Origin of the sequence: Niallia sp. FSL R7-0271, from assembly GCF_038005785.1 — a bacterium.
Classification (GTDB): Bacteria; Bacillota; Bacilli; order Bacillales; family Cytobacillaceae; genus Niallia.
Window position 1 is genome coordinate 1,045,287 of record NZ_JBBOTZ010000001.1, and the last position, 15,084, is coordinate 1,060,370.

Annotated in this window: 11 protein-coding genes; 10 read left to right on the top strand and 1 reads right to left on the bottom strand. The window is 40.1% G+C overall.

The features are described 5' to 3' along the window. Positions 1-9: 9 nt before the first annotated feature. The 9 genes from pduL to MKX82_RS05445 all read left to right on the top strand — a co-directional run bounded on the left by pduL (position 10) and on the right by MKX82_RS05445 (position 10,774). Positions 10-576 (top strand): phosphate propanoyltransferase, encoded by a 567-nt coding sequence (gene pduL / locus MKX82_RS05405; protein ID WP_237941047.1) that lies wholly within the window; start codon positions 10-12, stop codon positions 574-576. Between the two features lie 139 nt (positions 577-715). Continuing rightward, complete coding sequence (locus MKX82_RS05410) at positions 716-1,684, top strand: SIS domain-containing protein (protein WP_341075525.1); 969 nt, start codon at positions 716-718, stop codon at positions 1,682-1,684. A gap of 104 nt (positions 1,685-1,788) precedes the next feature. After that, positions 1,789-2,607: a PfkB family carbohydrate kinase gene (locus tag MKX82_RS05415; RefSeq protein ID WP_233317123.1), complete on the top strand. Its 819-nt coding sequence runs from the start codon at positions 1,789-1,791 to the stop codon at positions 2,605-2,607. Positions 2,608-2,679: 72 nt separating this feature from the next. Next, positions 2,680-3,390 carry a GntR family transcriptional regulator gene (locus MKX82_RS05420; RefSeq protein ID WP_233317122.1) on the top strand — a complete coding sequence of 237 codons (711 nt, stop codon included), beginning with the start codon at positions 2,680-2,682 and terminating at the stop codon, positions 3,388-3,390. Between the two features lie 302 nt (positions 3,391-3,692). Further along, the gene (locus MKX82_RS05425) at positions 3,693-4,454 is read left to right on the top strand and encodes a transporter substrate-binding domain-containing protein (protein WP_445738838.1); all 762 of its coding nucleotides are present in this window, start codon (positions 3,693-3,695) and stop codon (positions 4,452-4,454) included. Between the two features lie 313 nt (positions 4,455-4,767). Further along, entirely contained in the window at positions 4,768-5,682 is a 915-nt protein-coding gene (locus MKX82_RS05430; RefSeq protein WP_233317121.1) for a proline dehydrogenase family protein, read from the top strand. A gap of 54 nt (positions 5,683-5,736) precedes the next feature. Continuing rightward, positions 5,737-7,305: an L-glutamate gamma-semialdehyde dehydrogenase gene (gene pruA, locus MKX82_RS05435; RefSeq protein ID WP_341075531.1), complete on the top strand. Its 1,569-nt coding sequence runs from the start codon at positions 5,737-5,739 to the stop codon at positions 7,303-7,305. Positions 7,306-7,498: 193 nt separating this feature from the next. After that, complete coding sequence (putP, locus tag MKX82_RS05440; protein WP_341075533.1) at positions 7,499-8,962, top strand: sodium/proline symporter PutP; 1,464 nt, start codon at positions 7,499-7,501, stop codon at positions 8,960-8,962. Positions 8,963-9,106: 144 nt separating this feature from the next. Further along, positions 9,107-10,774: a sigma-54 interaction domain-containing protein gene (locus tag MKX82_RS05445; RefSeq protein WP_341075534.1), complete on the top strand. Its 1,668-nt coding sequence runs from the start codon at positions 9,107-9,109 to the stop codon at positions 10,772-10,774. Between the two features lie 53 nt (positions 10,775-10,827). On the opposite strand, the gene MKX82_RS05450 is transcribed toward MKX82_RS05445, so the two are convergent. Continuing rightward, positions 10,828-11,667 carry a TetR/AcrR family transcriptional regulator gene (locus MKX82_RS05450; RefSeq protein ID WP_233317117.1) on the bottom strand — a complete coding sequence of 280 codons (840 nt, stop codon included), beginning with the start codon at positions 11,665-11,667 and terminating at the stop codon, positions 10,828-10,830. Positions 11,668-11,768: 101 nt separating this feature from the next. Between MKX82_RS05450 and MKX82_RS05455 the strand changes: the two genes are divergently transcribed. Then, the gene (locus MKX82_RS05455; RefSeq protein WP_233317116.1) at positions 11,769-14,858 is read left to right on the top strand and encodes an efflux RND transporter permease subunit; all 3,090 of its coding nucleotides are present in this window, start codon (positions 11,769-11,771) and stop codon (positions 14,856-14,858) included. Positions 14,859-15,084 lie beyond the last annotated feature (226 nt).

A 15,084-nucleotide genomic window follows, 5' to 3' on the forward strand; every position in this document is an offset into this window, starting at 1 on the left:
TGGCAGAAAATGCAAATCCCGATCGGTGTATCAAATAGACATATCCATTTAACAAAAGAAGATGTAGAAAAGCTGTTTGGAGAAAATTATGAGCTGACAAGTAAAAAAGAATTATCACAGCCTGGAGAGTTTGCCGCAGAAGAAACGGTGACTATCAAAACAGATAAGTCTGAAATTAACAGGGTGCGAATTCTTGGTCCAATCCGTACGCTGACACAAGTGGAAATTTCAAAAACAGATGCCCGCCAGCTGGGCATTAATCCACCTATCCGCCCTTCCGGCAAAATTGAAGGAACACCTGGCATTACGATTATTGGTCCTCATGGAGAAATCACAATAGATAAAGGGGTTATTATTGCAGAGCGGCATATTCATATGACACAACAGGATGCTGACAATTTTGGTGTAAGTGATGGACAATATGTTAGTGTAAAAACGGACGGGGAAAGGGAGCTTATTTTCAATAAAGTATTAATCAGAGTTAAGGATACTTATGCCTTGGACATGCATATTGATACAGATGAAGCAAATGCTGCAGGAATTCAGACAGGGGATAAAGGGGTATTAATAAAATAGGTAAAAAACACGGTCTTTAGGGACCGTGTTTTTTATTAGAAACGAAAAGGTTGACGAAAAAGCAATATGTCGCTATTATTTGTATTAATAATACGTTTTAATACGTATTTTAAAATGGACGGATAGGGGAGAGATAAAATTGAATATTAAGGAAATTATTAATGAAATACACACAAAAAAGGAAGAAGGAATGAAAGATATTTATTTAGTGGCCTGTGGAGGTTCTTTAGTCGACATGTATTTATCTGAATATTTCCTCAAAAGTGAAGCAAAAAGAACGAGAGTGTCCCTATACACGAGTAATGAGTTTGTGCATGCGGTGCCTAAAGCGCTGGGAAGTCATTCACTTGTTGTTGTCTGCTCCCATGGAGGCAATACGAAAGAGACTGTGGAAGCAGCAAAAACGGCAAAAGAAAAAGGTGCATCGACTATTACATTGACACATAATGAAACAGGTGCATTAGTCGAATATGGAGACTATAATATTCTTTATAAATGGGGAGAAGAAACAGACGTAAAAGACAACCCAATGGCAATTATTTTTGCCATTGCCGTCGAAGCTTTACACAGTATAGAAGGATATGATGCTTATCATAAAGTAATAAAAGGGTTAGAGCAAATCAATACAGTTATTGCAAAAGCACGCATACAAGTAGCAGAAAGAGCAAGAGCCTTTGCTAAAAAATATGAGCATGAGAATATATTCTATGTTTTGAGCAGCGGTGCTTCATACGGTCATGCCTACGGGTTTTCCATTTGTTCTTTAATGGAAATGCAATGGGTTCATGCTTCAGCCATACATACTGGGGAGTATTTTCACGGTCCATTTGAAGTAACAGATAAAGAAACACCATATATCTTACTTATGAATGAAGGCAGAACGAGAGCTTTAGATGAAAGGGCGCTTAGCTTCTTGAAGCAATATGGAGAAAAGCTAGAAGTGGTTGACTGCAAGGAATTAGGGATTAATACAATCGATGATGAGGTTGTCGAGTTTTTTAATCCGATTGTTTTCTACAGTATTTTAAGTGTGTACCGAGCAGAATTGGCAAAAATCAGACAGCATCCGTTAGAAACAAGAAGATATATGGGCAAGGTTGCGTACTAAAGTCGTTTTCTTCAGCTGTTTTTACACAATTGATTAAAAATTGAGCAGTATTGTATAATTGGCGTGGGTTTTATACAGGTGATGTGACGGGGGAGAGGATTGCGGTGAAAGTATTAGGGATTGGCGATAATGTTGTCGATAAATATACATATAAAAGAATAATGTATCCAGGAGGAAATGCTCTGAATTTCAGTGTTTATGCGAAAACGCTTGGCGCTGATGCTGCTTATTTAGGGATATTCGGCACAGATGATGAGGCACAGCATATTAGAAATGTACTGAAGGAATTAGCAATTGATACAAAACGCTGCCAGGAAGTCGAAGGAGAGAGCGGCTATGCATTAGTCGGACTAGAAAACGGTGATCGGGTGTTTTTGGAGAGCAATGATGGCGGAATAAGGAAGTATCATAAGCTCCAACTAAATAAGGAGGATATAAAATATATCCAATCCTTTGATTTGCTGCATACTAGCAAGTACAGCTATTTGGAAAAAGAGATGCCGAATATTAAAGCTGCGGGTGTACCAGTTTCCTTTGATTTTTCTGATGATTTCACAGAGGAATACTTGCTTGAAATTGGGCCATTTGTTGACTATAGCTTTCTTTCATGCAGCCACTTAACAGAAGAGGAAGCAAAGGCTGTCCTTAAGAAAATGGTATCACTTGGAAGCACACTTTCTATAGCAACAATGGGAGCAGAAGGAGCATTGCTATATGATGGAGTAAGCTTTTACAAGCAAATACCGAAACTAATCGAGGCTGTTGATACATTAGGAGCTGGAGATTCCTTCCTGACAGCATTTTTGCTGCACTACTTACAACAAGAACAAGATGGTTTGGAAACTGCACTTGCTAAAGCTGCCGAATTTGCGGCAGCATCTTGTCTTGTAGAAGGTGCTTTTGGTCATGGCAAAGCTTATTAAGTGGAAAAGATTTATTTATTTTTAAGTCTTTGTTATTCTTGGAGTAAATGAATAGAATAGGTGATAACTAATATGATTAAGCAAGAGAATCGTGTCCCTCTCTATATACAGCTGAAAGAAACGCTGCGCACAGCTATTACTGCCAATCGCCTTAAAGCTGGTGACAAGATTCCGACAGAGGTGGAGCTCAGTGATAAGTATAATATCAGCAGAGTTACTGTCCGCAAAGCGATTACCGAATTGGTGGAAGAAGGCTATCTTGTAAAAAAGCAAGGCAAAGGGACATTTGTTCAGACACAAAAGATTGAAAGAAAGATTCTTCATTTAAAGAGTTTTACCGCTTCTTGTGAAGCACATGGCCTGAAAGTAACAAGTAAGGTTATCAAAAAGGAACTGATTGATCCAGATGACAATGAAAAAGAACGGTTAATGCTAGACGATGATGACCAGCTGATTCATATTCAAAGGGTCAGATATGCAGACGATCGTCCGCTCATGCTCGAAAATAATTTCTATTCCTTTAAGCGGTATAAATTTTTGCTGGAAGAGAGTCTCGACGGCTCCCTTTATGAGCTGTTAGAAGAGAAATACGGTATTAACCTAAACAATGCAGGAGAAACTTCCTTGGAAATTGTCAGAGCATCTGACCAGGAAGCGCCGCTGCTTGATATTACAATTGGAGAACCGCTTTTCTATTTGGAAACAGTCGTTTCTGATACTGCTGTCCCTGTTTATTTAGGAAGACAGTATATTGTCGGCGAACGATATAAGTTTTCGTTTTAAAGCCAGCTTGCAACCTTCTTAGAGGAGGTTGCTTTTTTGTATTATGCTGCTAAACGGTTGCCCACGCTCGAGGTCATAAGCCAAGCTGTCCAAGAAGGTGGAAGAGCGCCACCTTCTAAGGCCATCTCGTCTTATGCAAGTCGCCGATAAGCAGGCGCCCTGCACTTTTCTGTAAATTCTAATAATATATTGACTATGCTGGTGGAAAGTAGTATAAATAAGTAAAACGTCATGAAACGTATTAAATAATACATATGATTGTTGAGATGGAGGGGTTCTTTTTGAAGAGGAGATTTGTGGGGATGGTTATGCTGGTTGTTTGTATGCTTGGTTTAGCTGCATGCGGGAAGAGTGCGGCTGGTGGAGAGGAAGGTAGTAAGCAATTGGTGATGGGAACTTCAGCTGATTATGCTCCGTTTGAGTATATTGATACGGCAACGAGTGAGGAGATTATTGGGTTTGATGTGGATCTTGCGAAAGCGCTTGGTGAGAAGCTTGGCTATGAAATAGTCATTCAGGACATGGATTTCAGTGGTTTGATTACATCACTGCAATCAGGTAAGGTTGATTTTGTTATGGCTGGTATGGAAGCGACTACTGAGCGCAGCAAGAATGTGGATTTTACTAATCCTTATTTTCGAAGTGATATTTCTATGGTTGTAGCCAGTGATGGAGCTGTTCAGACTTTTGAAGACATTAAAGGGAAAGTAGTGGGAGTACAAGTTGGTTCCATACAAGCGGAAAAGGCAAAAGAACTGCAAAAAGAAGTTGATTTCACTGTGGAGACAAGGGATAGAGTGCCTGACTTAGTGGAAGAGATTAAAAGCGGCCGTTTTGAAGGAGTTTTAATGGAAGATGTTGTTTCCAAAGGATATATAAAAAACAATGATAATCTGAAAGTTATCTCTGTCCCAAATAATGAAACTGGCGGCGCTTCTATTGCCTTTCCAAAGGACAGTGAGCTGACAGAGAAATTTAATACAGAATTGGCAGAGATGAAAGAAAATGGTGAAATGGATCAACTCGTTTCTAAATGGTTTGGCGGCGTTAAATCAGTAGATTAACAAGTAGCAATATATTATAGAAGAAACTAGGGGAAAAGAGGATGCAGATTAGTCTGCATTCTCTTTATTTTTATAGGCGAGAATGGAGGAATTTAGTAAAACATATATTCATTGTAAAAAATAAAAAAATGTGTTAGATTTTCTTACTTTTTTATACAATTCTGAATAATTATATTATATAATCAACTTAAATAAACAACATTGTCCAAACAAACGAAGTAATTGAACACTTTTGTTCAAAAAGATGAATTTTCCACATTCAATATGAATAAAATGGAGCAAGAGGCTTGAGTACAAGGAGGATTGACGTAAAATGGAAGCGCTTATGCGGAATATGTTTCAGTCATTAGCAAAAAATCAGCCAGCCAACAGACTTGCGAAAAAATATGGGCTTCGTTTAGGTGCAGCAAGGTTTGTTGCAGGAGAATCAATCGGAATGGCAATTGATGCGGTAAAAAGATTAAACAAACAAGGTAAGGTCGTAACTCTCGACCATTTAGGTGAATTTATCTCAACAGAGGCAGAGGCAGTAGAATCTGCTGCGATGTGTATTCAAACATTGGACGCCATTGCTGAAGCGAAGGCAGAATCAAATCTTTCTCTGAAGATGACTTCCCTCGGATTAGATATCAGCAGGGAGTTATGTATGAAAAATATGCGTAACATTCTCGACCGGGCGAAGTCGTACGGAAATTTCGTGAGAATTGATATGGAGGATTATGGTCATTGTCAGGAATCAATCGACATTTACAAGGAGCTTCGTCAGGAATATGACAATGTCGGAATTGTACTTCAGGCCTATCTATACAGGACAGAAGGAGATATTGCTGATCTGCATGATCTGTCTGCTAATCTTCGGCTAGTGAAGGGAGCGTATAAAGAGTCACCGAATGTCGCTTTTCCGGAGAAAAAGGATGTTGATAACAACTTCAAAAAAATTATTGAACAGCATTTGCTTAACGGCAACTATGCAGCTGTAGCGACACATGATGAGGCGATGGTCGAGTATACGAAATCCATTGTAAAACAGCATGGTATTCCAAATGACCAATTCGAGTTTCAAATGCTGTACGGCATTTGTGAAGAGCTGCAAGACAGACTTGTGAAGGAAGGCTACAAGGTTCGGATTTATGTTCCTTACGGTATCGATTGGTTCGGTTATTTTATGAGGAGGCTTGCAGAAAGGCCGGCTAATGTTTGGTTTATCGTCAAGAATTTCTTTAAGTAAGCTTAAAGTTTAATAGTTTTATCCAAAATATACAAAAAAGGAGACTGAATTATTATGACGACAACTGCACCTTACACAACTTTCAAAAACGAGGCATTAACTGATTTTACAGCAGAGGAAAATAAAACGGCAATGTATGCAGCAATAGCTAGGGTCAAAGAGGGGCTTGGGAAGAAGTATCCAATTGTGATCGGCTCGAAAAAACTTTTTGTTGAGGAAGAAACAGTCTCAGTGAATCCAGGAAATGTGGACGAAGTAGTTGGCACTGTAAGCAAGGGATCTACTAAGCTGGCAGAAAAAGCTATGCAAACAGCATTAACAGCATTTGAAACGTGGAAAAAGGTAGCTCCGGCTGAACGTGCAGCCTACTTGTTCAAGGCTGCTGCATTGATGAGAGAGCGTAAGCATGAATTTTCCGCCTACCTTGTTTTGGAGTCAGGGAAAAACTGGGTAGAAGCAGATGCTGATACGGCAGAAGCTATTGATTTTCTGGAGTTTTATGGAAGAGAAATGATTCGTTTGAGCGAGACGAGTATTCATCAGCCGCTTACGCAGATTGCTGGTGAAGAAAATAAGATTACGTATATTCCGCTAGGTGTCGGCATTGTTATTTCACCGTTTAATTTTCCATTGGCAATTATGGCTGGAACGACTGTTGCTGCTATCGTCTCAGGCAACACGGTTATTTTGAAGCCGGCTGATGCTACACCGGTTATTGCTGCTAAGTTTGTCGAGTTGATGGAAGAGGTAGGCTTGCCTTCTGGAGTATTAAATTATTTGCCTGGTGATGGTATTGAAGTTGGTGAGTATTTAGTTGAGCATCCGAAAACACGCTTTATCTCGTTTACAGGTTCAAGAGCAGTTGGCTGCAGAATTTATGAAAAAGCTTCAAAAGTTCAAGATGGTCAGCTTTGGTTAAAACGTGTGATTGCTGAAATGGGTGGAAAAGATGGTGTGGTTGTTGATGAAACAGCTGATTTAGATGCTGCTGCAGCGGCAATTGTTGCTTCTGCTTACGGATATCAAGGCCAAAAATGTTCTGCAGGCTCCCGTGCAGTTATCGTAGAGTCTGTCTATGACGAAGTGGTCAGCAAGGTAGTACAATTGACAAAAAATCTTTCAATCGGCTTGCCGGCAGAGAATCATCCGGTAGGACCTGTTATCGATCAAAAATCATTTGACAAAATAATGGGCTATATTGAAATTGGCAAACAGGAAGGAAAATTGCTTGCTGGAGGAAAGAGAGCGGATGGAAACGGGTTCTATGTGGAACCGACAATCTTTTCAGATGTTGATCCACAGGCACGTATCATGCAGGAGGAGATATTTGGACCTGTGCTTGCGATTGCAAAAGCTTCCGATTGGCAGGAAGCGATTGACATTTATAACAATACGGAATACGGACTGACAGGTGCATTTCATTCGCAAGATGACAGCAGAATAGATTATGCCCTTGAAAATATGCATTGTGGAAATCTTTATATAAATAAAAAATGTACAGGTGCACTTGTAGGTGCCCATCCATTCGGCGGATTCAATATGTCTGGGACTGATTCAAAAGCTGGCGGCTATGATTATTTGCTATTATTTACGCAAGCGAAGTTGACATCTAGAAAAAAATAATATAAAAATAATAGACTAGGAGATGTACTTTTTCATTGTGCATCTCCTGTTTAAGCGAAAAACATATAAAAATACATATTCGCTTAAATATTTATTGATTTTTGCTTATAAAAGAATGAATATTCGAAAATTTGGCAAAGGATCAAAATGGGGATAAAAGGACTTCTTAGATTAGAGAATGGAGGATGGGGACTTGAATACACAAATTTTAATTTCGATTGCTATTTATATGGCTGGAATGCTTGTTATTGGCTACTTCGCCTATAAACGTACATCCAATCTAGAAGATTATATGATTGGCGGAAGGTCGCTTGGTCCTGCTGTTACAGCATTGAGTGCAGGAGCAGCTGACATGAGCGGCTGGCTGCTTATGGGGCTTCCGGGAGCAATGTACACCCAAGGGATAAGTGCCTCATGGATTGCAATCGGCTTGACGATAGGAGCTTATTTAAACTGGCTATATGTAGCTCCGCGCCTTCGGGCATACACAGAAGTGGCCAATAACTCTATGACTATTCCAGCATTTTTGGAAAATAGATTTAAAGATAAGTCCAATATATTGCGTCTGACATCAGGGTTAGTCATCATTATCTTTTTTACGTTTTATGTTTCATCAGGAATGGTGTCAGGCGGGGTTTTATTTGAAACTACATTCGGCTTGCATTATCAAACAGGACTTTGGATTGTAGCTGCAGTCGTCATTGCCTACACATTGTTTGGCGGATTTTTGGCAGTAAGCTGGACAGATTTTGTGCAAGGCTTGATTATGGTTGTTGCATTAATACTTGTACCAATCGTGACCATTATGGAGGTTGGAGGTCTAGGATCCGGCTTTGACACAATAAAAGAAATTGATCCAAAGCTGTTTGATATTTTCAAAGGGACGACTGTTCTGGGCATTATATCGTTGGTTGCTTGGGGACTTGGTTATTTTGGTCAGCCGCATATTATCGTACGGTTCATGGCGATTTCTTCGGTGAAAGAAATTAAAAAGGCAAGACGTATTGGAATGGGCTGGATGATCTTTTCTGTCGGCGGCGCCATGTTTACAGGTTTTTTAGGTCTTGCCTATTTCTCTCAGCAAGGATTAGAAATAAAGGATGCGGAAACAATTTTTATTAAATTGAGTGAAATACTGTTTCATCCACTCATTACCGGCTTCCTCCTTGCTGCAATACTGGCAGCTGTTATGAGTACGATTTCTTCACAGCTGCTCGTAACAGCAAGCTCCCTGACAGAAGATGTTTACAAAACATTCTTCAGACGCAAGGCAAGTGAAAAGGAGCTGTTGTTAATCAGCAGACTTGCCGTGCTTATAGTATCTATTGTTTCTGTACTTCTTGCTTTTAATAAAAACGGGACGATTCTCTCCCTTGTAGGATATGCGTGGGCAGGCTTTGGTGCATCCTTTGGCCCGGTCATTCTGCTGAGTCTTTCCTGGAGAAGAATGAACAGATGGGGAGCCCTCGCTGGAATTATCGGCGGAGCGGTGACAGTTATCATCTGGGCAAGCATAGACGTTCTGAAAGAGAATCTTTATGAAATAATCCCAGGGTTTATTGTCGGTCTGCTAAGCATCTGGATTGTCAGCCTGCTTACAGAAGCACCGAACGCTAAACAAGTGGAGAATTTCAACGAATATAAGCAATCTGTATAACAGTCCGTGACTAAAGAAAAAGCTGATTTTGTAAACACACAACAATCAGCTTTTTCTTTTCTATGTATTTTCTTTATATCTAGCAGTAGAAAGTTAAGCCTTTGGTATGGTAAAGTTAGTAAAAAAGCTTGAAAGGGTAATAGTATGTTCGAACATGCACAAATACAGCTTGACCGCTCTTTTGCGGTTGCAGATAAACAGACGCCGATAGCTGAGATAAAATCGAAACTTCTTGAGTATAATTTTGTCGTTGTGACAGGCGGAACATACTTTATAATCGGCAATTATGAGTACGAAATAATCGCGTTGGCTCCACCGACTGCTCCAATAGGTGAGTGGCTCAAGCGGCTTGAATGGATTCCGTCCTTCGCAGCATTTGCAGAAAGGCTCCCGTATAAAGCTGATTGGCGCCGTCCTGCACTGTGGCTGGAGGATGGGATTCCCGCTGGGATTATAACGGAGAGTACTTGGGTAAATATGCTTGAAGCAGAGCGCCGGCAAACTACTGCTTATTTTCATACATTGGCTGAAACGATCAACGATTCGGTAACTGCTGTTGATGAGGAAGGAATTGTTGTTGGCTGGAATACAACAGCAGAGGAAACCTATAAAATAAAAAAAGAGCATATTATCGGAGCAAAACTCGCTAGTCATTTTAGTGATGAATCACTTGTACTAAAGCGCATTCTAAACGAAGGCTATCCAGTGAGAGGGCAGTATCACAGACCTAATGCGGATACTCATGTGCTGATAAATGCAACACCAGTCATTTTGGATAATAAGATTATAGGCGGGATTGCCTCAGAGCATGATATTACAAAAATGATCAGGCTTAACGAAGAGCTGGACTCTGCGTCGACATTGCTTGTTCAGAAAATAAATCCGTTTTTATCCTTCGACAGCGGAAGTCCGAAGTTTCAGGAATCGCTGAAAGTAGCGCAAAAAATGGCTCATGCAGACATCCCTGTTTTAATTACCGGCGAGGCCGGCTCAGGCAAAGAAATGCTTGCCCAAGCGATTCATTACGGCGGTTCAAAGGCTACTGGTCCATTTGTTAATATCAATTGTTCCGTTATTCCGCCAGGGCTGTTAGAAATTGAGCTTTTTGGCATTGAAAAAGCATCGTTTACCGATGAAAAGCAAAATGTTATCACAGGAAAAATCGAACAGGCTGCAAATGGCACTATCTTTATTGAAAATATTGACAAGATGCCGTTGACCCTGCAAGAAAAACTGCTCCTGTACTTAGTGGAGAATGCCTTTTACCGAGTGGGAGGGCAGGAAGTGATTTCCTCTTCCACAAGAATAATCGCCTCAGCGTCAAGGTCTGTGGAAAGTCTTCTCAAAGATGGAGAACTGAATGAGAAGTTATTTTATAAACTGTCAGTCATTCATATTTATATTCCCCCGTTAAGAACGAGACGTGAGGATATTGCAGCACTTGTTGAAAGATTTTTAGAGGAATTCAGTGTCAAATATACTAAGCCTGTTCCTGTTGTTGATGACGAAGCAATGGCTTTGTTTGTAAACTATGAATGGCCAGGAAATGTGCGGGAACTGCGAAATACAATTGAACGAATTATCATTTTGCATGATGCGAATAGAATTACGCTAGCTCACTTGCCAGATAATCTTATCGAGAACAACGAAGTGGATAATTCCTTCCTATCTTCTCATGCAAAGATGGATGAAGCGCAAGAAATAGAAGAAGCACTCAAGAAAACATATGGCAACAAAAGTGCAGCGGCAAATCTGTTAGGAATTTCCCGGGGAACGCTTTATAATAAAATAAAAGAATACGGATTAAGCTGATAAAAAACACGAAGCAAAGAAGAACAAATAGTCCTTCTTTGCTCCGTGTTTTTTTATGTCTCTAGCTGGAAGAAACGCCGCAGCAAATACGCAAGCCATTTTCCGTTATGGATATGGCGAATGTTTTCAATAAGCCCATTAATAACAGCAGGGCTCATTGTCTGGTTGTTAGCCTGCTCGATCAACAAATGAAGAGACTCCTTCACATATTCCCCGTTACAAGCTTCAGTATTCGAGTTTAGAAGCTTAACGATTGTTTCCTTATCTAATGAAGCGTCTTGCGGTAACTCTATCAGATAAGATAATTCCTCCGTTATAAAAGGTATTGTTTCATGAATGGCAAGCAGGTTTGTTTTCTCTGCTAAAGATTTTGACAAAAGGCAGACATCTAAAGGGAGCTTTGTAAATACAAATAGTTCAGAGTAAGTTTTTAAAAAGCCTTTGATGCAATACAGCAAATCATATTTCACCTGGTCAGCAGATTTTCCGAAAACTTTTTCTATCAAGAGCAGAATCGTGCTGTTTATCAGCTTATCATAGTGATGTAATTTCTTAATAAGATCTGGGCTGACAGAAAAATTATGCTCGTTCATAAATATCTTTCCACGATCAGAATCTTTTTTAAAAGTGGAAAAAACCGAGTGATAAAAGTTATACAGGAAATTGTCATCTACAGGCGTATGTTTGACTTGGTAGTCAAGATTAGAAACTAACTGCTTCATGGCGTCGTCAATCAGTTCGAGAATCAACTCATCCTTTGATTTAAATGATAGATAGAATGCCCCTTTGGAAATCCCGCAGCTTTCTGTTATTTGCTGAACGGAGGTTGTGGCGATTCCTTGCTTGGCGAACAATTCTAATGCAGTGTCCATAATTAATTGTTTTTTAACCATACTCTATTTTAGCTCCTAGCTATAAATGATTTGACAAATGACTGGCTAGTCAGTATTATATGTAATTAGTTCGACAAAGTCAATAAAGGGTAGGTGCAAAAGTGAAAGGGATAGTTAATTTCGTACTGAAGAATAAACTGGCGGTTTGGTTATTGACCATTATTATCACAGCTTCAGGTATTTATTCTGGTACACAAATGAAAACGGAGACGATTCCGGATATTTCGATACCGTACTTAATGGTAACGGGTGTATATCCAGGAGCAACTCCTGAACAAGTAATGAATGATGTATCGATGCCGATTGAACAAGCAGTGGAAGGACTAGAGGATGTTAAGGCCGTCTATTCTAATTCCAGCTCAAGTGTGTCAAGCATACAAGTAGAATATGAGTATGGCATTGACATGGATGAGAAAAAGAGACAGCTTGAATCTGCATTAGATAATGTAACACTTCCAGAAGATGTGGATGCACCGACTGTGTCTGCAATCAGCATGAATATGATGCCGGTTGTTGCATTGTCCATAAGCAGCACAGAAGAGGATATTGTTGATTTGACATCAACAGTGGAGGATGTAATCCTTCCTGATATTGAAAAGCTTGATGGTGTTGCTTCAGCAACTATTTCCGGCCAGCATGTAGAAGAAGTTGACTTCGCCTATAATAAAGAGAAATTGGCTGAGCTGAACCTGACAGAAGATGACGTAAAACAAGTTATTCAAGCAAGCGATATGGCTACATCTTTAGGTCTTTATGAATTTGAAGAAGGTGAAGAGGCTGTATCTGTTGACGGGAAGCTTACATCAATAGATGAATTGAAAGATATGATGATTCCGGTAACACCGACTGCTGAGAACCCTTCACCATTTGTGAAGCTTAGCGATATTGCTACAATTGAGGCTGTCGGCAAGGAAGAATCAATTTCCCGTACAAATGGGGAAAACGCGATTGCTATCCAAATCGTAAAAGGCCAGCAAGCTAATACAGTTGATGTAGTAAACGCTGTTAAGGATCTTGCTGAAGATGAAAAAGATAAAATTGACGGTTTAGTCATTGACGTAACACTTGACCAAGGACAGCCAATTGAAGATTCTGTCCATACTATGATTGAAAAAGCAGTATTCGGCGGATTGATCGCAGTTCTAATCATCCTGCTGTTCTTGCGTGACATTAAATCTACCATTATATCGATTGTTTCCATTCCGGTATCCATTTTCATGGCATTTTTGCTTCTGCATTGGATGGATATCACACTGAACATTATGACGCTAGGAGCCATTACAGTAGCTATTGGTCGTGTAATTGATGACTCCATTGTTGTAGTTGAAAATATTTACAGACGTTTGCATTCTAAAGAAGAGAAGCTTACAGGGCGTGCGTTAGTGCGTGAAGCAACAATTGAGATGTTCAAGCCGATTCTTTCGTCTACATTAGTAACTGTTGCCGTGTTCGCGCCACTTATTTTCGTGGGCGGTATGGTTGGTGAACTGTTTGTGCCGTTTGCATTGACGATGACATTCGCTCTTGGTGCATCATTGATTGTTGCCGTTACAATCGTACCAGCTCTTTCACACTTCTTATTTAAAAAGAAATTATACAGTGAGAAGACAGAAAGCGGACATAAAGAAGTTGGAAAGCTCGCTTTATGGTATAAAGGATTATTAGAAAAAGCATTAAACCATAAAATCATTACGTCTGCCATTGCAGTAATACTTCTTGCGGGAAGCTTGGCACTTACGCCATTGATCGGATTCAGCTTCATGGGCAGCGAAGAAGAAAAAGTCATGTACTTGACGTATACACCAGAAGCTGGTGAAACAGAGAAGCAAACAGCAGATAACATTCAAGTTGTTGAAGATGAAATGCTGAAGCGTGATGATATTGATACAGTTCAAACATCTATTACCGACAGCAGCAATGCAGACATGACCGCTGCGATGATGGGCGGCGGCGCTGGCGGCGGACTTATGTACCTGATCTTTGATCCAGACATGAAAAACTTCTCTGAAGTAAAAGAAGATATTGAAACATATATTGCTGATATTGGCCAGACAGGAGAATGGAAGAGCCAAAACTTCACTTCTATGTCAGGATCTACAAATGAAATCAGCTATACGTTCTATAGTGAGGATTTAACTAAGCTTAATGAGTCAGTAAAAGAAGCTGAAGATATTATGAAGGATAATGACGGTCTTAAAGATGTATCTTCAAGTGCAGAAGCAGCATATGTAGAACATACATTAAAGGTTGATCAGGAAAACCTTCTGCAGTACGGATTGACTACAGGTCAAATCGTTATGGCATTAAGCAATCAAGGTTCAGATGAAGTTCTGACAACTGTTGAGAAAGACGGAAAAGAGCTTGATGTTATTGTAAAACAAGAAGAGAAAGCTACTCCGAAATCACTTGATGAATTGTTGGATACAGAGATAGCAACAGCAACTGGAACGACAATGAAGCTTGAAGATCTTGTGGAAATTGAAGAAGGAACAACACTCAATACACTTGATCGAAGCAAGGGTGAGTATTATGCGACAGTTACTGGAACTATTACAACAGATGATATTTCTAAAGTGACAGCTGAAGTAGATGAAAAAATCAATGATATTGACTTGCCTAGCGGCGTAACGATGGGCGTAGCTGGTGTGTCTGCTGACATGACAGAAACGTTCACACAGCTTGGAGTTGCGATGATTGCTGCAATTGCGATTGTATACTTCATCCTTGTTGTTACCTTCGGTGAAGGTGCTGCACCATTCTCCATTCTATTCTCGTTGCCATTCGCAGTGATTGGCTCGTTCGTAGGATTGTTAATTGCAGGTGAAACAATCTCCGTTTCCGTAATGATGGGTATGCTCATGTTGATAGGTATAGTTGTAACAAACGCGATCGTATTAGTAGACCGAATCATCCATATGGAAAGAGAAGGTATGAACTTGCGTGATGCGATTCTGGAGGCAGGCGCAACCCGACTTCGTCCTATCCTGATGACGGCAATTGCCACAATCGGTGCATTGATTCCACTTGCAATCGGTAACGGCGGAAGCGGAATTATCTCTAAAGGCCTTGGAATTACCGTAATAGGCGGTTTAACAAGTTCGACATTGTTAACACTTCTTATCGTTCCAATCGTCTACGAAATTCTGTCTAAAATGTTTAAGAAAAACCGCAAACAAGTCGAAGAAAATTAATCGACAGAGGGCAGCCGTGATTGGCTGCCCTTTCTTTATTTAATAGGATGAAAATAGGTGCGGAGTGGTGAGTGTCATACGGGATTTGTAGATAAGTCCGAGGGCTCACACGAGATAGGGCGGAGTATTTTGGCACTAGCTGTGTGAAGGTGAAACCATGCAGCGGAATTCAACAGTCTATTCTAAGCTAGACGCTCTTTTTTTTGTTAAAATTCGTGCTATTAAG

Excerpts from the sequence above, each read along its gene's own strand:
- pduL (WP_237941047.1), top strand. The coding sequence starts at position 10 with ATGCAAATCCCGATCGGTGTATCAAATAGACATATCCATTTAACAAAA.
- MKX82_RS05420 (WP_233317122.1), top strand. The coding sequence starts at position 2,680 with ATGATTAAGCAAGAGAATCGTGTCCCTCTCTATATACAGCTGAAAGAA.
- MKX82_RS05425 (WP_445738838.1), top strand. The coding sequence starts at position 3,693 with ATGGTTATGCTGGTTGTTTGTATGCTTGGTTTAGCTGCATGCGGGAAG.
- MKX82_RS05430 (WP_233317121.1), top strand. The coding sequence starts at position 4,768 with ATGGAAGCGCTTATGCGGAATATGTTTCAGTCATTAGCAAAAAATCAG.
- pruA (WP_341075531.1), top strand. The coding sequence starts at position 5,737 with ATGACGACAACTGCACCTTACACAACTTTCAAAAACGAGGCATTAACT.
- MKX82_RS05445 (WP_341075534.1), top strand. The coding sequence starts at position 9,107 with ATGTTCGAACATGCACAAATACAGCTTGACCGCTCTTTTGCGGTTGCA.
- MKX82_RS05450 (WP_233317117.1), bottom strand. The coding sequence starts at position 11,667 with ATGGTTAAAAAACAATTAATTATGGACACTGCATTAGAATTGTTCGCC.